The 18,043-nt window shown below is 48.0% G+C and carries 13 protein-coding genes; 8 read left to right on the top strand and 5 right to left on the bottom strand.

Going from position 1 to position 18,043, the window contains the following annotated elements; genetic code table 11:
• The first annotated feature begins 194 nt into the window (after positions 1-194).
• The 6 genes from JW878_05165 to purF all read left to right on the top strand — a co-directional run bounded on the left by JW878_05165 (position 195) and on the right by purF (position 10,497).
• Positions 195-1,535 (top strand): glutamine synthetase, encoded by a 1,341-nt coding sequence (locus JW878_05165; GenBank protein MBN1762451.1) that lies wholly within the window; start codon positions 195-197, stop codon positions 1,533-1,535.
• A 74-nt stretch (positions 1,536-1,609) separates the two neighbouring features.
• Positions 1,610-3,457, top strand: a complete 1,848-nt coding sequence (locus JW878_05170) for an FAD-binding protein (protein MBN1762452.1) — start codon at positions 1,610-1,612, stop codon at positions 3,455-3,457.
• On the top strand, positions 3,441-4,844 hold the full coding sequence (locus JW878_05175) for a hypothetical protein (GenBank protein ID MBN1762453.1): 1,404 nt from the start codon (positions 3,441-3,443) through the stop codon (positions 4,842-4,844). The genes JW878_05170 and JW878_05175 overlap by 17 nt, the downstream gene beginning before the upstream one ends.
• The gene (locus tag JW878_05180; protein ID MBN1762454.1) at positions 4,825-6,315 is read left to right on the top strand and encodes an FMN-binding glutamate synthase family protein; all 1,491 of its coding nucleotides are present in this window, start codon (positions 4,825-4,827) and stop codon (positions 6,313-6,315) included. Before JW878_05175 ends, JW878_05180 begins: the two co-directional genes overlap by 20 nt.
• Positions 6,316-8,856, top strand: a complete 2,541-nt coding sequence (locus JW878_05185) for a glutamate synthase (GenBank protein ID MBN1762455.1) — start codon at positions 6,316-6,318, stop codon at positions 8,854-8,856.
• 114 nt (positions 8,857-8,970) lie between these two features.
• A complete protein-coding gene (gene purF, locus JW878_05190) occupies positions 8,971-10,497 on the top strand; it encodes an amidophosphoribosyltransferase (GenBank protein ID MBN1762456.1) in 1,527 nt (508 codons plus the stop codon).
• Positions 10,498-10,549: 52 nt separating this feature from the next.
• Here purF and JW878_05195 read toward each other — a convergent pair whose 3' ends face one another.
• Together JW878_05195 and JW878_05200 are read right to left on the bottom strand one after the other, a co-directional pair.
• The gene (locus JW878_05195; GenBank protein MBN1762457.1) at positions 10,550-10,942 is read right to left on the bottom strand and encodes a pyridoxamine 5'-phosphate oxidase family protein; all 393 of its coding nucleotides are present in this window, start codon (positions 10,940-10,942) and stop codon (positions 10,550-10,552) included.
• Between the two features lie 181 nt (positions 10,943-11,123).
• The gene (locus JW878_05200) at positions 11,124-12,236 is read right to left on the bottom strand and encodes a hypothetical protein (GenBank protein MBN1762458.1); all 1,113 of its coding nucleotides are present in this window, start codon (positions 12,234-12,236) and stop codon (positions 11,124-11,126) included.
• 620 nt (positions 12,237-12,856) lie between these two features.
• Here JW878_05200 and JW878_05205 point away from each other — a divergent pair.
• The gene (locus JW878_05205) at positions 12,857-13,252 is read left to right on the top strand and encodes a thioredoxin (protein ID MBN1762459.1); all 396 of its coding nucleotides are present in this window, start codon (positions 12,857-12,859) and stop codon (positions 13,250-13,252) included.
• 124 nt (positions 13,253-13,376) lie between these two features.
• Here the strand turns inward: JW878_05205 and JW878_05210 are convergent, their stop codons facing one another.
• Complete coding sequence (locus tag JW878_05210) at positions 13,377-15,947, bottom strand: DEAD/DEAH box helicase (GenBank protein MBN1762460.1); 2,571 nt, start codon at positions 15,945-15,947, stop codon at positions 13,377-13,379.
• Complete coding sequence (locus tag JW878_05215) at positions 15,934-16,866, bottom strand: DUF1837 domain-containing protein (protein MBN1762461.1); 933 nt, start codon at positions 16,864-16,866, stop codon at positions 15,934-15,936. The genes JW878_05210 and JW878_05215 overlap by 14 nt, the downstream gene beginning before the upstream one ends.
• Before the next feature lie 492 nt (positions 16,867-17,358).
• On the opposite strand from JW878_05215, the gene JW878_05220 reads away from it, so the two are divergent.
• Positions 17,359-17,649 (top strand): YkgJ family cysteine cluster protein, encoded by a 291-nt coding sequence (locus JW878_05220; protein ID MBN1762462.1) that lies wholly within the window; start codon positions 17,359-17,361, stop codon positions 17,647-17,649.
• Between the two features lie 105 nt (positions 17,650-17,754).
• Here the strand turns inward: JW878_05220 and JW878_05225 are convergent, their stop codons facing one another.
• Positions 17,755-17,895, bottom strand: a complete 141-nt coding sequence (locus tag JW878_05225; GenBank protein ID MBN1762463.1) for a hypothetical protein — start codon at positions 17,893-17,895, stop codon at positions 17,755-17,757.
• Positions 17,896-18,043: the final 148 nt, after the last annotated feature.

An 18,043-nucleotide genomic window follows, 5' to 3' on the forward strand; every position in this document is an offset into this window, starting at 1 on the left:
AAGCGGTTGATTCATAATTTTTCATAACTTTTCTTACCGTTTCTCAAATACTCTAAAAAATTTGAACTTGTATTACTACTAAAAATAGAAAATGAAAAGGGAAGCATTCATATCTTTTCTTAATTATTCTGTTTATTTCTCAAATAGAATAAAAAGAGGGTAATTGAAATTATTAGATAGAGGTGGTATAAGCAATGGAAAACGAAACGAAAATAACTAATAAAGACGACGTATTTGAAGCGATGGGAAAGAACGAAGTGAAGTTCGTGAGACTCTGGTTCACGGATATCCTTGGGCAGTTGAAGAGCTTTGCAATTGCACCGAGAGAATTAGAAGGCGCTTTTGACGAAGGTATGGGATTTGACGGTTCTTCAATACAGGGATTTGCAAGGATTGATGAGAGCGATATGGTAGCGAAACCAGATCCTGCTACTTTTCAAATCGTTCCCTGGCGACCGAAAGAGAATACCGTTGCGAGGATGTTCTGTGATATTTTACAGCCGGACGGCAGTCCTTACGAAGGCGACCCGCGGTATGTCTTGAAGAGGAACCTGGCGCGGTTGAAAGAAGCAGGACACACGTTCTACGTTGGTCCTGAGCTGGAGTATTTCTACTTCCAAGAGAATGGCAAGCCCAAAGTGCTGGATCAAGGAGGTTACTTCGACCTGACGACGCTGGATGCGGGCAGCGACTTACGACGAGATACGATCTTAACGCTGGAGAAGATGGGGATCCAGGTGGAGTACAGCCACCACGAGGTTGCGCCCTCGCAGCACGAGATAGACCTCAGATACAAAGACGCGCTGGAGATGGCGGATCAGGTGATGACCTATCGGATCGTGGTGAAGGAGATTGCGCAACGATACGGCTGTTATGCTACGTTCATGCCAAAACCCATTTTCGGTGTGAATGGCTCCGGAATGCACGTGCACCAATCCCTGTTTAAGGGAGAGCGAAACGCGTTCTTCGAACCCGATGACGAGTATCAGCTGTCGGCGATGTGCAGGGGGTATATCGCCGGACTGCTACGACACGCACCGGAGATTACGGCGATTACCAACCAGTGGGTGAACTCGTATAAACGGTTAGTGCCGGGCTATGAGGCTCCGGTGTATATCGCATGGGCGCGTCGCAACCGTTCGACACTCGTGCGGGTGCCGATGTACAAGCCAGGAAAAGAAAAGGCGACGCGGGTAGAATACCGCAGTCCCGATCCGGCATGTAATCCGTATCTTGCGTTTTCCGTGATGCTCGCCGCCGGATTAGCGGGAATAGAGGGTAAGTACGAGCTGATCGCGCCCAGGGAGGAGGACGTTTATCTGATGAGCGAAGCGGACAGAGCGGCAAAGGGAATAGCGTCACTGCCCGGGAGCTTGATCGAAGCCATTGCACTGGTAGAGCAGAGCGATCTGGTACGAGAAGCACTGGGTGACCATATCTTCAACAACTTTATCACATCGAAGAAGGTGGAGTGGGACAAGTATCGCGTGAACGTGACGGAATGGGAGTTGCAGGAGTTCCTAGGGGTGCTCTGAGCCTGTAAAAAATCGATTGCACTGAGATCCTTTCCCTGCGGTTGACGTGCCGTCAAAAAGGGACGGAGAGGAGTATGAACGAGACGTTAGGACAAAGAATGGAAAAACTCCTTGGTTCAGACGAAGCAAGGATATTAAAAGGCGATTTCGAGCGTGAGCTTTACAGCATGGATATCGGAGACGTTCCGTTCGTAAAGCGACTCTTTGACACCACGCCCGATCTGGTAATCCAGCCGGGAAGCGTTGAAGCGCTCAAGAAAATCGTCCGATTCGCTAACGACGAGTCAGTCGCAATAGTTCCAAGAGGTTCTGCTTCTTCAGGGCTTGGAGGCGTCGTCCCCACCATACGGGGTCTCGTTCTCGACTTCTCAGCCATGAACAGAATCTTTGCGCTGAACAGGGCGGCGGCGGAGGAGGCAACGTTAAAAGTCCAAGCCGGCGTTCGCTGGTCAGAGATCGAGGAGTTCTTGAAGGACGAAGATCTTTCAGTAAGAGCATATCCATCGAGTTTCTTCTCGACCGTGGGCGGCTGGATTGCCACAGGCGGCTATGGAATAGGCAGCTTTCGCTTTGGGCATCTCAGAGATCACATAGAATCCATTGAGGTCATGTTTACCTCGGGTGAGATCACGTCCATTCGGTCCGGGGACGAGGAGTTCGCACGGTTTTTCGGCACCGAGGGACAGTTCGGCATCATCCTATCCGCAACCCTGAAACTGAGAAAGAGGCCGAAGAAATCGCTACCGCATCTGCTCTACTTCGGAAGCACCGAAGCTGCTTTTTCGTTCGTAAGAGACCTGATACAACAGGCAGAGATCACGCCGTACCACATAAAATATGTGGACGCTGCACATCTTGGCGAGGTGAATAGAATCCTTGACGAGGATTTGTTCAGCGAAAAGGATGCGGTTTTGGTAGCGTTTGAAGATGAGAAGGAGGAACTGAGCTTTCTCGCGTTCGCCGAGATACGAGGCATACACGCGGAAGATTATCTTGCAAAGTACCTCTGGCACGAACGACTCTTTCCTATGAAGAGACGTGGTTGCAATAAAACGCCGTTAGCCTGCGAGCTCGTTATGCCGCTGGAAAGCGTCGTTCCGTTTCTTAACACGCTGAAACGAAAGATCAGGAGCTACAGGGTTGATCTGAACGTGGAATCGCACATTGTAAGCGATAGAGAGGCACTGGTGATGTTAACGTATGCCTCAGACGTACGAGAGTTACGAGCTTATCTCGCCCATCTAACGCTTATCCCAGTTCTTACAAGGCTCGGACTGAAGTTTGGCGGCGTGCCTTATGGCGTTGGCATCTGGAACTCACCATTCCTCAGCGATAAATACGATAAGGAGACGCTCAGGAGCTACAGGGCCTATAAGAGAGCCGTTGACCCCTGGAACATTTTGAACCCAAACAAATTCTTCGCAGTGAGGACGAAATGGGCGAATATCCCCGGGCTGCTCTTTAGACCGTTTATATTCAGAATGCTCGTTCGGTTTGCGCGATTGATTGCTCCGGTGCTCGCTACGCCGGGAAGCACAACTGAGTGTGGAGCTGAGGAATCGGTACTTGAAAAGGCCGCATATTCGTGTGTTAAATGCGGAAGCTGTGCTGCTCACTGTCCCGCGTATACTGTTACCAACGAAGCGTCTGTGATCCCTAAGAACAAGCTTATGCTGGCAAAGAAACTTCTTGCGGGGGGAAAGATCGCGAAAGGCGATTCCGACAAGGTTTTTCTCTGCACCCATTGCGGGATGTGTCGAGAAATCTGTCAGAACGACTTAGACCTTCCCGCTGCATGGCTGGAACTGGAGGAGCGGTTGGGGAATAGATTTGGCAGACCGGACGAAGCGATCCGGGACTTTGTCGCAACGACGGAATCGAGTGAGCGATATTGGAGGTTAGTAAATGCCCAGAAAGTATAATATCGAGGTCTCACCGGCACCGCCACGATTCCCGCCCGTCGGGAAGTTCGTGATCGAACGCAGTGCTGCGGATTGCATCAATTGCGGCAGATGCGTACTAACGTGCATTCATAGCGTCCACGCGAGATTGGATGAGGATCTGAGACGCATGGCGGAGCCCGAGGATTATCGCTGTAAGGGCTGCTTCCGCTGTGTCCAGGAATGCCCGAAAGAAGCGCTTACCATCCGAAGCAGTGACGAGTATCTCCGTCTCGGTGATTCGTACTGGACACCCGAGATAATCAGTAAGAACTGGTACCAGGCGGAAACAGGCAAGGTTCCGGTCTCAGGCGCCGGTTACCTCGGGCCGTTCTCAGGCGAGGGGTTCGATTCGATGTGGACAGATATGTCCGAGATCGTACGACCGACAAGAGACGGGATTCACGGACGAGAATACATCAATACCTCAGTCGATATAGGGCGAAAAGTGCCCGTGATTAAATTTGACGCTCAAGGGCGAATCGTATCGCCGCTACCACCGACATTGAGCGTGCCACTACCAATACTCTTCGATACGCTCCCGTTTGGGGGTTACGGAAACGTATATGAGGCAGTGGCCAGAGCGGCTTCGTTCCTCGGAACGCTCATGATTGTGGATCCTGACGCGTGGTTCAATAAGGAGTATGAAGCAAATGCAGTGCCCGTGCTCACGCAATCTGCACTTGAAGATTCGGTTACGGCGTGCAAAATGGCCGAATTAGACTATGGCAGCACCGTGCTAGGTGCGGTAGAAGAGTTGAGGAACGCGAACCCGGAAACTATCGTCTCGGTGAGAGTGCCGTTTGGAGACACTGCAGCAGAAATCGCGGAGGAATTGACGTGCGCCGGTGTAGAGGTCGTGCATCTTTACGCAGACTGCAATGGGAAGCAGATCGACCCACCTGGACCCGGAGAACCGCGGTTGCTCAAAGATATGATCCTAGAAGTCCACAGGCAGCTCGTCGCACGCAAAATCCGGGATGAGGTAACGCTTATTGCAAGCGGCGGTATCGCTATCGCGGAGCACGTGGCGAAGTCGATCCTCTGCGGTGCGGATTTGGTTGCTATCGACCTGCCGCTTCTCATTGCGCTCGAATGCCGGTACTGCAAAAACTGTCACAGCAGCGGGTTAAAATGCCCGGTATCGTTGAAGGACGTAGATCCGCGGTACGGCGCGCAACGCATAATCAACCTCGTCGGCGCATGGCGGAACCAGCTGCTCGAAGTCCTGGGCGCTATGGGCTTGCGAGAGGTGAGAAGGCTCCGTGGCGAACTGGGCAGGGCGATATTCTTCGAAGAGATCCAGCGAGAGACGTTTGATACCATATTTGCAAAGGAGGTGTCGTACAATGTCAAAGCCGGTAATTAAACTGGTACACTCGCGATTCCCGAATGAAATATCCGCAGTCGAGGTAACGCGGGCTACAGAAAGTTGCATAAGCTGCGGCACCTGTGCCAACGTATGTCCCTTTGGCGTGCACGAGCGTAAGCCAGGACATAACCGAATTTCAAGGCCGCAGAGTCATCTCTGCATCGGTGCTTCGTGTGAGGATATGTCCTTTTACTGCGTCAACCACTGCCCCAGAAAAGCGCTATCCATAGGCACCAACCAGAATTACAAAACCATCGGCGATCATCGTTGGACTCGTGACCTTATACTCGGAACCTGGAAGCAGGCAGAAACGGGAATGCCGCTCAAAGGTCGAGAATACGAAATCGGCGACTCTGGAGGTGGTTTTGACCGTATGGCCTTCAAGTTCCTGCACGCGCGGGTGACGGACGCAATTGACGATGACGCGATAAGCACCGAGATCGACCTGAATAAACGAGCGGGTAGGAGGATCTGTATCGACGTGCCGTTCTACGGTGGCGGGATGTCTTTCGGTTCCATCAGCCTCTCCGTAATGCTCGCGAGGGCGAAAGCGGCGAGAGCCTGGGGCACATTTACCTGTACCGGCGAGGGCGGTTTCCCAGCAGAACTGCAGGAGTACGATGAGAACGTGATCACACAGGTAGCAACCGGGCTATTCGGCGTCTCTGAGGATACCATCCAGCGTGTAAAGATCGTAGAACTCAAATATGCACAGGGCGCGAAGCCGGGGCTTGGCGGGCATTTACTGGGCGATAAAGTAACTGCCGAGGTTGCACGTCTGCGCGAAGCGGTTCCCGATAGCAGTTTATTTTCACCATTCCCATTTCACAGCGTTTATTCCGTGGAAGACCATGAGAAACACGTCGATTGGATAAAGGAGATCAACCCGGATGCCATTATCTCTGTGAAGGTTTCTACAGCACGTGATGTCGATATGGTCGCCGTTGGAAGCTATTACGCCGGTGCGAACATAATCCACCTGGATGGTAGTTACGGCGGCACGGGGGCGGCGCCCGAGATCGCGAAGAAGAATATCGCCATGCCCATCGAGTACGCGATAACGAAAGTGCATGAGTGCCTCAAGGAGGAGGGGGTACGAGAGGAAATGACGGTAATCGCAAGCGGCGGTATTAGGACGGCCCATGACGCGGCAAAGGCGATCGCGCTGGGCGCTGACGGTGTCGTTACCGGTACAGCGGAGCTTGTAGCACTGGGCTGTGTGCGCTGTGGCAGTTGCGAATCAGGTCGGGGCTGCCCACGAGGCATTGCAACGACTGACCCGGAACTTGCCAAGGCTGTTGACGTGGACTGGGGAGCGCAACGCCTCATCAATCTGTACGCAGCGTGGCGTAGCGAGATAGTTATGATCCTGAGACGGCTCGGGATGAGCAGTATAAAGGAACTCGTCGGCAGATACGATTGCCTGAGTTATGAAGGCCAGAGCAAAGGCCCGAGGAGGGGAATATAGATGGCCATGAGCAACTACAACTATTCAGAGGCCGAAGGAGGCTGCGGTGTCGTTGGCTTTGCTTCTACGACTCTTGTTAAGGGTAAGCACATCTTTAAGCCCGCGTTCCAGATGCACAACCGAGGAAACGGAAAAGGAGGCGGTATCGCCGCGGTCGGGCTCTCGCACGAGGACCTCGGCGTTTCGCAATCTGTACTCGAAGCGGATTATTTACTCCAGATAGCACTGCTCGATCCCGACGCCCGCGAGGAGATAGAAGCGGAGTTCATTGCGCCCTTCATGGATGTCGACCACGCTGAAAACATACCGACCGTTTCGGATTATCGCGCGATAGAGGGCCTGGAGCTGAAACCACCGGATGTGTGGCGTTATTTTGTCCATGTAAAAGCGGCCGTGTTGGATGCTTTCGTAAAGGAGAATGACCTGGGCGATTGGGACAGGAGAAAGGCCGAAGATGAGTTTATCTACCGAAACAGCTTCAGGATCAACAGTAGATTCTACGCCGCACTCGGCGACAGGAGAGCGTTTGTGCTCTCGCACGGCAGGAATATGATGATTCTGAAGATCGTCGGGTACGCAGAGAACATTGTGAAATATTACAAACTCGAGGACTTCCGAGCGCACGTCTGGATCGCGCATCAGCGTTACCCTACACGCGGCAGGGTCTGGCATCCCGGCGGAGCGCACCCATTCGTGGGAATGCATGAAGCGTTCGTGCACAACGGCGATTTCGCGAATTACCATTCAGTGGTCGAATATCTGGAGCAGTGGGGTCGAGAAACCCTATTTCTGACCGATACCGAGGTTGCCGTGCTGCTCTTCGACCTTCTAAACCGGGAGTGCAACTATCCGCTGGAATATGTCATCGAGGCGATGGCACCGACGACCGAGCTGGATTTCGAGCGGCTACCGCATGACAAGCAAGCGATATACCAGGCGCTTCAGACTTCTCATATCCACGGATCGCCGGACGGCCCATGGTTCTTCATCGTTGCACGAAACGAGCCGTACGAGAACTATTTCCAGTTGATCGGGATAACGGATACCTCCATGCTGCGGCCACAGGTATTTGCACTTGTCGAGAGCGAAGAGCTGCAAATAGGTCTCATCGCGTCGGAAAAACAAGCGATCGACGCGACGCTTAAGAGTCTGTCGGATGAGGATAAACGAATACCCACTGTTGCGGATACGTATTGGAACGCACGCGGCGGCAGCTACACCGATGGTGGTGCTTTCGTATTCACGTTACGAGGTAACGAGCAGAAAACGCTCAAATGCACCAATAAATTCGGGGAGATCGTGACTACACCGGCCTATCAGACGCACTGTGACTTTACCATACCCATCGCGCCTCCCAATGACATGGGAAAGCAGAGAGAACTGATAGAAGTGGCATTGAAGAGCCCGCTCGATTTATTCGAGTTCTTGAAAGGAGGCGTTAAGGAGTGGGACTGCAACAAGCTCCGCTGGACTGCATCCGAACTCACAAGGTACGCGGATGAGAACGAGCGAACGAAAGCGATGGTAATAGAAGGGTTAACACTCCTCAACGACCGCAGGTATGATACAGGTAGCAAAAAGAGGAGCACGGTAATCCAGCTAGTAAAAGAAGCACTTCATCGAATATTCGATGCGACGCCGCCGATAGAGGCTGCAAGCCCGGGTACGTATCATTTGATTCGCTGGTCGAATAAGGGCTGCTTACGCCCACCAGAAAGCGGCGAGGATATGCTGGTAGTAAATGTAGAGGAGTTTCCGCCGGAAGGAGAAGCCGGTACTGCGCGACTTATCGTAAAGGCGTATAAGATGGGCTGGAGGCGATTTATAGCGTATAACACCCAGGGTCAGCGTTTCTTTGGCTCTGGATTGGGATCGTGTACATCGGGCGTGCGGCTTGACGTTTATGATAGCTCCGGGGATTATTTTGGCTCTTCCATGGATGGCGCGGAACTGTACATACACGGGGACGGGCAGGACCAGCTCGGGCAGATCTTGAAGACCGGGAAGCTCGTGGTCTTCGGCGACGTCGGGCAGACCTTCATGTACGGTGCGAAGGGTGGAGAAGCGTACGTATTGGGAAATACGGCTGGCAGACCGCTGATCAACGCAGTGGGCAAGCCGCGTGTGGTGATAAACGGGACCTGTCTCGATTACTTAGCGGAATCGTTCATGGCTGGCGACCCACTGAACGGCGGCGGGTTCGTCGTGGTAAACGGACTGGAAACCACCGAGAAGGAGGAGTTCGTAGAGCAGGAGACGCCTTACCCAGGCTCAAATCTGTTTTCGCTCGCATCGGGCGGTGCCATTTACATAAGGGACCCCCATTGCAAGCTCGATGACGAGCAATTAAACGGTGGTGAATTCTCGATTCTAACACCAGAAGATTGGGAGCTCATTGTACCGTATTTGCAGGAGAATGAGCGGCTATTGGGTATATCCGTCGAAAACGACCTGCTGACGGTAAACGGCGATATGAAGACGCCGCAAGAGGTTTACCGGAAGGTCAGGCCGAAAAAGGCCCTAGCCCTTAACGGCACGTGATAATACGAGTGATGTGGCGAGCCGCGCCGTGATGACTAATGACATAAAGAGTAGACATCTATCATTTATTTGAAAACAGGGGTAGCTTAATATTGCAGGTTCCAAGACGAGCGTATGAACGATCAGGAAGATTTGAGTAAACGGGAAGCATGCGGAATAGCAGGTATCGCGTTAACCGCGGATAGCGATGCAGCACTGCCCATTTTTTATGCGCTCTACGCGTTACAACATCGAGGGCAGGAGTCAGCGGGTATCGCAGTATGCCGTGGTGCGAGCGAGGTGGGAAACGAACGGCGTGCAGGAACGGGCGATATATCGCTGATAAAAGATATGGGGTTTGTGCATGACGTCTTCGATGAGCGACGATTGAGCATGCTCAAGGGCAATATCGGCATAGGCCATGTCAGGTATCCGACGACCGGAGCGTCGAAGCTCGAAAATGCAGAACCGTTACTCGTGAGTTACCGGCACGGTGATATTGCGATTGCACATAACGGCAACCTCGTTAACACGGGAGAGTTACGAAACGCGTTGGAACGCGAGGGCAGGATTTTCCATTCTGATACGGACACGGAGGTGATAGCGCAGTTGCTCGCGAAGGAACTGATGCAGCACGATCTCATAGCAGCAATCAAGGAACTGATGCAGCGCGTGATAGGCTCGTATTCGTTGGTTATCTTGCTGGATAACACGTTAGTAGCGGTTCGAGACCCCTTTGGCATTAAACCGTTATGTCTCGGTGAATTGCGCGATGGCACTGACGGAACGGTTAAGGGGTATATAGTGGCATCAGAAAGTCCTGCGATCGACGTGTTGGACGGCACGTTGCTCAGAGATGTACGACCCGGGGAGGTGCTGGTGTTCACCAACCCCCAAGGCTTGCCGCGTACCGGGCCGCAATCCCCAGAACAAACACCCAACGTAGCGAGCCATCAGCTATGTAACGGGCTCAACGCCGCTCATTGCATCTTCGAATATGTCTATTTTGCGCGGCCCGATTCGGTACTCGATGGACGGTTGGTGTACGACGTGCGGATGAAGATCGGCGAGCGCTTGGCGGAGGAGCATCCCGTAGACGCTGACATTGTATCGCCCGTACCAGATTCTGGCATTGCGTCTGCACTGGGGTATGCGAAGAGGTCGGGAATCGATTACCTGGAGGCTTTTATCAAGAACCGCTATGTTGGCCGGACGTTCATCATGCCTGAGCAGAATTCACGCGATACTGCGGTGCGATTGAAATTAAACGTTGTGCGTGCGAATCTCGAGGGCAAGCGAATCGTCCTGGTGGATGACAGCATCGTGCGGGGCACGACGTCGAGGAAAATCGTGGATTATTTGAAGATAAAAGGCGCGAAGGAGGTGCATCTGCGAATCGGCAGTCCACCCATTATCGCGCCCTGCTACCTTGGTATCGATACGCCAACGCGGGCGGAATTGGTGGCGTCAACGAGGACAAGGGACGAAATTTGCGAGTTTTTACACGCCGATTCCCTCGGCTATCTCAGTCTGGAAGGGTTGATCGATGCGGTGGGCATAGATGCGAAGAACCTCTGTCTAGGCTGCCTGACGGAAAACTATCCTGTGGAAATCCCCGGGGAAACGTGCAGGGCGGAACAGCTAAAACTGGCGCAGTTTTGAATGAAGCACTCACTCGTTCGGTGCTCTTGTGAGCGATTCCATTTAGTTTAGTTTAGACGAGTTTCTTGCCCGGCTCCGGCAGGCCCACGGAATAGACCGTCTCAACGGTTATTGTGCCAACACGATTTATACTCATCCCCATCTTCTTCATTTTGCTCTCCAGTGTGTCGAAGAGGGGGCCGGAGGTCTGCCAGCCAACAAAAGCGCCTTTTATTTGATACCCTGTCGGTGGTGGAGAGGTCCAAGCAACTGCGGCTGCTTTCCTCGTCCGCTCCACATTCTTCTTCGTCTTGCCTTCAAAAACCTCAGCAAACGCTATGGTCTCCTCATTTATCGCCGATAGAGTCCCGATAGGCGCGACATTCAACGTACCTGCTTCGTCCATTGTTCCGAGCGCTTTCGAGGCTGCGGGGTCATTAAACATATCCATAACCTCTTTTGGCATTTTTACCATTTACCTCACCTCACGTATAGACAACGTTTCAGCCTTTAAATGTCTTTCGGGTTCGATGTGTTGCATGTTTACCACCAATTTGGTTGACTAAGTGTGCAGCAACATGGGCTGGTTGCTTAGGCATCGAGACGGTAATAAGTAAAACACGATTATGGTAGGTGTCAGGAAGATTTCAGCGAAAGCATGTCCAGTACCCTTTAAGTTCCTCTTTGAGCTCTCCAACCACCATTTCGGTATCGGTTAGCACCAAATCTCGCCGGTATCGTTCAGGAACGCGCTCAGGCTCCTTTATAGCCGTTTCTATACCCGTTAATCCTGCGATTAAAGCCACCCAGGCGAAGGGCAAGATGGTCTCATTGTACCCCGAGGCGATTAAATCGATCTCTTTCCCTTCACAGAGTGCTGCTGCAAGCTCCCGCGTCTTCTCCCCGATCATCCTGAAGCCCTTTAACGGTAACCCCAAGTGCGTGAGCTGATCATCAAAATAGGGGTCGGAACCGCCGTTTCTGATGATAATCTGGGGCTTAAACTCGTTTGCCAGCGGCTGTGCGATTTCCTCGAGGACTAATTTATAGGAATCATAGCCCGCGTAGGGGGGCATTGGAACATTGACGGTATAGCCTGCGCCCTTGCCCGCTCCAAGTTGTGAGATATAACCTGTTCCCGGATATAACGTGCGTGGGTCTTGGTGTAGATCAATGAACAAGACCCGTGGCTCGTCGTAGAAGTATTGCGCGGTGCCATTTCCGGCATGGGCGTCGGTATCCAGAATCAAGATCCTCTGTAGCCAGTAGTTCTCCATCAGATATGTGGCACAGAAGGCGACATCGTTATAAAGACAAAAGCCTTCTCCAAAGGAGGACTGGGCATGGTGCAGCCCACCGCCGATTGAGATTGCTTTCGTATATTCGCCTCGTTCTACCAGATCCGCGGCTCGCTTCGCCTGACCGATAATCAGTCGAGCCGCTTCTTCCACGTTCCCTGGCCTCCCGATGGGCCTATTATCCGCACTGTGGAACTGATAAAATCGGCCGTCATGAACCGCTCCCCGGTGCGCAGCGCGGTAATACTCCGTGGTAAAATCGATATACTCCCGGGTGCAAATCAGGAGCAGATCTTCGTCGGTAGCCTTCTCTGCACCTACGATTCGATACTGCTTCTCGCCGAGACGCTCCTTCAAGAACGGCATGAAGGTTTGGTACCGGCGTCCCCTAAACGGATGACCTTCCCCGAAATCGTACTCCTTTAAATCGGGATTCCACAAAATTGCGAATTGCGAGGGCATGGGTGGTTCTCTCTCTTTCTCTACTTTTATCTCTTATTAGTTATTCTTGCCGCGCTGAAAAAGATGTCACTTCAGATTATCTCTTTATTTACAGGTGTTGTTCTGTTGCTTCTAAAACTCCTCATCCCGAGAATCCATCTCGCCGTTTGTGCACGACGATACGGGTATACATACGTCGCTTTACGTCGAATCGAAGAACGCGGAGGGTTTATGCTTCGGGTCCCTTATGTGGTTGCAAGGTTTATAAGCATGACGTACTCTCTCTTATGGAATACTGTAATATAGGAGGTGAGCAGAGACATGGTATGTGCAGCGAAGATGTTCAGCGAGGATGAAGAAGACTTGCTGTGTATCTTAAAGAGTAAGCCGCGAAGAAGCGAGTGGCTTGACGTTGAGGAAGACTTGCTGGCGATGGACGACGAGTTCTAATCGTTCTTCTGCGTAACGCAGCAAAAATAGGAAAGAAACGTTATTTTTCTTATTTTCCATTTTTCTTTCGTTTTAACCGTTCAAATTGGAGGGCGCGATCGGCGGCTTCATTCTTAGCAGTGAACGGCGCGTGCACCCTCCTCTTTTTTATGTTCCATACACTAAGTATATACAAACATAGCATGACGAGCATGACTGGTACAACCATAAACCTGCGTGAAGTGGATGACCTGAGCTGGGAGAAGGAGGTAGAGCTTTCGGAGCTGCCCGTGCTCGTGATGTTCTGGAGCCCCACCTGCGTCCACTGCAAGGAGATGGAGCCGTACTTCATCCAGTACGCCCTCGAGTATGAGGGAAAGGTCAAATTCGCGAAGCTGAACGTCGTCGAGAGCCCGTTCACCGCCGACCGCTACGGGATTATGGCTACCCCGACCTTTACGTTCTTCTGTCTGGGCAAACCCGTCCAGAACCTTGCGGGCGCGGCCTATCCGACGCTACTGAAGAAATTGATCGATGAATCGCTCGAGCACGGCGCGCAATGCCTGGAGAAATCGACGCCCGTACGATTCGATCCCGCGTATGCGTGAGGGTCAGAAATTCGAAGGGAAAAGCTTATGGTTTTGGATAAGGCAATAGAAGATAGAACTCTGTTCGCAAGAGTCAATTGAATATTAACAGGTATCTCTTTCAAATTCCGCATCTTAATATCCCTTACTTAAACAAATCATCAAATAAAATGGACGGAACTTGCCTTTTTAGTGATTCCTCATTGTTCATAATATACTTTTTAAGTTTATCGAAGTCTTGAATATCAGAAGGTAACATTCGCGATATTAGAATTGCAACTGTTCTAGGAATGCCATTATTCATTAACGTCAAGGTTGTCGGTTTGCTTGCCCCTACCTCGATATAATACGGTACTTTTTCATCCGATTTGCTTACATCAATACCTCTTTCCTGGGCTACAAATTTCAAAATGTCTATATAACAACTAAGATCTCTACATATCTCAAATGTCAATTTTTGGTTTATATCACGAATGATTTCTTCTATTGTTTTATTAATAGATTCTTGGTCATCCACCATTTTACCTTGACTTTGCAGATAATTAATTCGTTCGCGAATGATTTCGCCGAGAGTTTTTTCGTTTGACCACCGAGATGACAACCAAGCGTAATATGTTAAAGAATTCTGATGGTAACCCCTTTTGAAGCACTTGTTTATTATTTCCATTATCTTAAGCAAATTATTATAAAAATCTGAATATTTAGAGGGATGAACAGGGATAGCCAAAGAATTTGAATTTTTTAAAAAATTATACAAATTATTCTGCAATCTTGGATCTATAGATCTATTTCTTGTAATCACATCTTTATGAAGACCAATTTTAGAAGAAATTTTTGTTAAATGTACAACTATTTCATCCAAATTTTCTTTTGAAATTTCTGTATTTCTTTTAATTAATTGCTCAACAAATTCATCACTTCCTTTTGCTATTTCGTTGATTAAAAATCTGGTTACAGCAGCCTTAACATCATCCTCCTCTTGTTTATTATAATTTTTGAGGTGCCCCACTATTTTATCTCTCTTACCTGAAATAACATTCTCCATTGAGCTTTGAATAGTATGGCCTCCGTCTTCTAATTCTGGTTTATAACCCTCTTCAGCCCAGGAATCAATGTCAACACAATAGATATTTCCAGAAAAATCCTTCATTAATCTGCCTGCTCTCCCAGCTAAATTCCAAAAGGTTAACTCGTCCATTGGCATTCCTTTTCTAGGCTTATAAATTACGATACTTTTCGCTGGAAAATTAACACCCTCTAATAGAGTGCTAGTACAACACATTGTACCCAAAATTTTTTGGGAAAATAACGATTCGACCGCTGATTTGACGGAAGAAGGCATATCACTATAATGATAACCAACACCTCTTTTTAAGTAGTCAATTAAATAATACTGAGGATGTATATTTATTTTCAGAAAATTAATGAATTCAGTAATCTTTGAATTTTCGACTTTTGTATTTTTCACTTCAGAATAGGCTTTTGCTGTTTTTCTGCAGTCTGAAGGCCCATTGCAGTATATCATTATCGATTCGCTCTCAACTAGGATGTTTTTTGCTACCCACGCCTTTCTCGCATAAATACTGGTCGGGATATTTTCTTGTACTTCATGTTCATCCAACTCAAATCTTCGTTTTAATTCTTGAGATCCTTGCCATAGTTTGATTTTTCTATTTTCTATATCTACAAATATCAAGTTTTGATGAACTGGAGGTAATCTTGTATAAATTCTTTGTAAATTTTCAGTGAAGAATATTTTACCGAATTTTTCTGGATTTATGGTGAACGGGGAAATAAAAACGATCTGCAGATTCGGATTCCAGTCAATAATTTGTTGAATACTTTCCTCAAGCCATATCCCCCTAGCTTCCTCTTCAATTTTGTGGGCTTCATCAACAATAAGAAGGTCAATAGATAGGGGATAATCAATTTTGCCTTCAATGGCTTGTAATCGTTCTTGTGTTAGAATTAATACAGCTCTTGAAAGCTCTCTTTTACCCTCACCAATGATTTCCCATGACGATGTAAGTATATCTACATCTCTTATTGAAAATTTATCAAATATTTTTCTAAAGTCATTTTGTATTTGAGCAATTAAAGCTCTCGTTGGAACTATATATATTATTGTTGATTTTTGCTTATTTAAGAAGTGATCGACAACATACCTTTCTAGAACAAAGGATTTACCTGCTGAAGTTGGTGCAGATATGGAAACATTTCTTTTGTTTCTGAGTGAATTGAATACCGCAGTTTGGAAATCTGTCAGATATATAGTTCGATCTTTTATTGTGAAACTATTCGAAATTACCTTCTTAGTTACTTCGATACCTAAGGTTACCGGCAAATTTTCTAGTTCTTCGCCACTAAATATATTGAAGTAATCCTTATAGTCATACGGATCAGAAAATGACATTTCTAATATTGGGAAATTCCCAAGACGTAGGAATATTAGTTCAGAAGCAGCTCTTATAAGTTCGTTTGATTCACTATTTTCCAGTATTATACCTGCGATTTTTAAGGCAATTCGCTTATGCTTTTCATTATCTGAACAGGCAAAGATTGCTGCGCTTTCAATGAGCCTTTTTTGTATATTGAATTCAGATTTGGTTTTATTCCCAATAAAGTTTAATCTCGTTAATTCTTCAAAATCTGTGATAAACTGGGGATTTAAAATTATTTTTTGGCTCAAATCCTCGTAAAAACTAGATACGCTCACGATTTAGAACCTCCTCAATAAAATATTCCCTAATTTTTTGTACATCCTTAAAAGGCAAAAAGAAAAATTCTACCGAATTATCTATATCTGATTTAACAATTCTATCCCTACATTTTTTGTGTACTATCTGCTTGTTTTTACTCAAAGACATTGTCAATGGTCTTTTAATATTATTTTGAATAGTTCTAAAGTTAAGATCTATTAGATCAGACCAATTGAATCCGATAAAAACAGAGTAAACCTTTTTTAATTTTTCCTTTTTATATGTTGAATAGGGATTTATTATTTCTTTGATTTCATCGACATGTCCCTCAAATTTCTTTTCATCAATATAATTACTTATTAGATCGAGTTCGTGTTCTTCTTTATTACCAGACATATGGAAATCATTCAAAGCATCTATTGCATTTTTGATAGCATTATCCATTGATTTCTCAATTTTAGATTCCCCGTAGTAAAGATTTATTTCATCACCTCTTATACCGATATGGATCCCATCAAGACCATGAAAATGGATATTACCGGAGGTTTTTAGGCTCATTTTATTCAAAATTTGGGGTGCATTCCTTTGAGATTCTAATAAAACAAATAATATTAATTCGCCAGGTTCTCCGGTTCCAGAATCTTTCACAAATCTATCAACCGCTTTAAAAACGATAGTAGGGGCATCCTGGCTCGTCATTGGGTCGGAGTACTCTCCCCTTTTTAAGGCATAGGAAATAATATAATTCCTCAATTCACGTATGAACTCTTTGTCAAGTATATTGTCTGAAGAGCATGCAATCATAAAATACTCGCAAAGGATGTTGTCACCGTCATGATTGCACACCTTTTCAATGAACTTGGGAAGATTGTGCTTTCTGACAGATAAAGCCCTTTCAATGAATTTTTCGTCACCCTCTATATCCTTCGCGGCCATTTGCTAGATTCCCCTCCCTCTGATAATTTTATTTATAGTTGTACGCTAGCATATAAATAATTTTATTTCCATCAATGGGTCATTTGATTGCTATGGACTCATTTCGCTACTTCAAAATTTAATTTCCATATTTTTATCTCCTTGATATTATTTAAATCTAAGCCTATGCAGCGTTGTAGATCTAAGGCAATATTAGCGGCTCCCACGGCCTGTATGCCTGAAGGGGACATGAGTAAGAAGGAGCTTACCGTTCGCACCCCTAACCGTAACATTTTTATATCACCCTATAATTTTAATTATGGTACCGGATGGTGTGGTACGGTACGGTATGCATGTACCATCACGTCACGGATGGTTATCAAATCAAGAAAGAGCGGAAGGGTGAAAGAAGACTGACTATACGAGGAGGTGTGTATACTGGTAGAGTTCCCTGCTCTACTCTACCGGCACGCTATGCTCACGTTTGAATGTTTGCGCTGCGGGAAGTGCTGCATGAGCATCACTGAACGGGTCTATAACGTTCCTATGGGCTTAGCACTCTTCCCGGACGAGGTGGCACTCTTTGATAACGCGGACGTCCGACCGTTCGTCGGCATCGAGAATGGCACGGGCATCGTCCCCGTCTGGTTTCAGATGATAAAAGCGCCCTGTCCCTACTACAATCACGAGCGATTCGAGTGTACAATCTACCAGAGGAGACCGGTCGTCTGCAAAGCCTACCCGTTTAAAGTGGTCCCGAGGGCCTACCTACCCAGAGGTGCCGCACCCACAATCGCCATCTAAAGAGAGCATCCGCTCGGTGGTTAATTAGTTAATTGCCAGAAACGTTCTAGGATAAGCGAGCGAGCCAAGGCTTTTTGCGCCCTTCTCTACTTCGTTATCCGCTGCTCAGAACTCGTAGCCGTCTTCTTCCTGCTCTATAGCCCACTCCTCTTCAAAATCAAGGCACAGGCTTCTCGCTCCTCGCTTCTTCAGTAGCCGCAGCAGTTCTTCTTCATCTTCGCTGAGCATCTTCGCTTTATGTTTCATTCTTCGCACCTCCTGAATCCATTAGATTGAATGATCCCTATTAAAATCTTAGCATGGCTACGGCTTTGCACCTAAATTCACGTTTGCACTTTTATTCCTCAGTTCTTGGATTGGGCAAAATCTGTATTCATAATTCACTCAGTCATCG

Source organism: Methanomicrobia archaeon, assembly GCA_016930255.1.
GTDB lineage: Archaea > Halobacteriota > Syntropharchaeia > Alkanophagales > Methanospirareceae > JACGMN01.

Excerpts from the sequence above, each read along its gene's own strand:
- purF (MBN1762456.1), top strand. The coding sequence starts at position 8,971 with ATGAACGATCAGGAAGATTTGAGTAAACGGGAAGCATGCGGAATAGCA.
- JW878_05200 (MBN1762458.1), bottom strand. The coding sequence starts at position 12,236 with ATGCCCTCGCAATTCGCAATTTTGTGGAATCCCGATTTAAAGGAGTAC.
- JW878_05180 (MBN1762454.1), top strand. The coding sequence starts at position 4,825 with ATGTCAAAGCCGGTAATTAAACTGGTACACTCGCGATTCCCGAATGAA.
- JW878_05165 (MBN1762451.1), top strand. The coding sequence starts at position 195 with ATGGAAAACGAAACGAAAATAACTAATAAAGACGACGTATTTGAAGCG.
- JW878_05170 (MBN1762452.1), top strand. The coding sequence starts at position 1,610 with ATGAACGAGACGTTAGGACAAAGAATGGAAAAACTCCTTGGTTCAGAC.
- JW878_05215 (MBN1762461.1), bottom strand. The coding sequence starts at position 16,866 with ATGGCCGCGAAGGATATAGAGGGTGACGAAAAATTCATTGAAAGGGCT.
- JW878_05220 (MBN1762462.1), top strand. The coding sequence starts at position 17,359 with ATGAGCATCACTGAACGGGTCTATAACGTTCCTATGGGCTTAGCACTC.
- JW878_05205 (MBN1762459.1), top strand. The coding sequence starts at position 12,857 with ATGACTGGTACAACCATAAACCTGCGTGAAGTGGATGACCTGAGCTGG.
- JW878_05195 (MBN1762457.1), bottom strand. The coding sequence starts at position 10,942 with ATGCCAAAAGAGGTTATGGATATGTTTAATGACCCCGCAGCCTCGAAA.
- JW878_05225 (MBN1762463.1), bottom strand. The coding sequence starts at position 17,895 with ATGAAACATAAAGCGAAGATGCTCAGCGAAGATGAAGAAGAACTGCTG.
- JW878_05175 (MBN1762453.1), top strand. The coding sequence starts at position 3,441 with ATGCCCAGAAAGTATAATATCGAGGTCTCACCGGCACCGCCACGATTC.
- JW878_05185 (MBN1762455.1), top strand. The coding sequence starts at position 6,316 with ATGGCCATGAGCAACTACAACTATTCAGAGGCCGAAGGAGGCTGCGGT.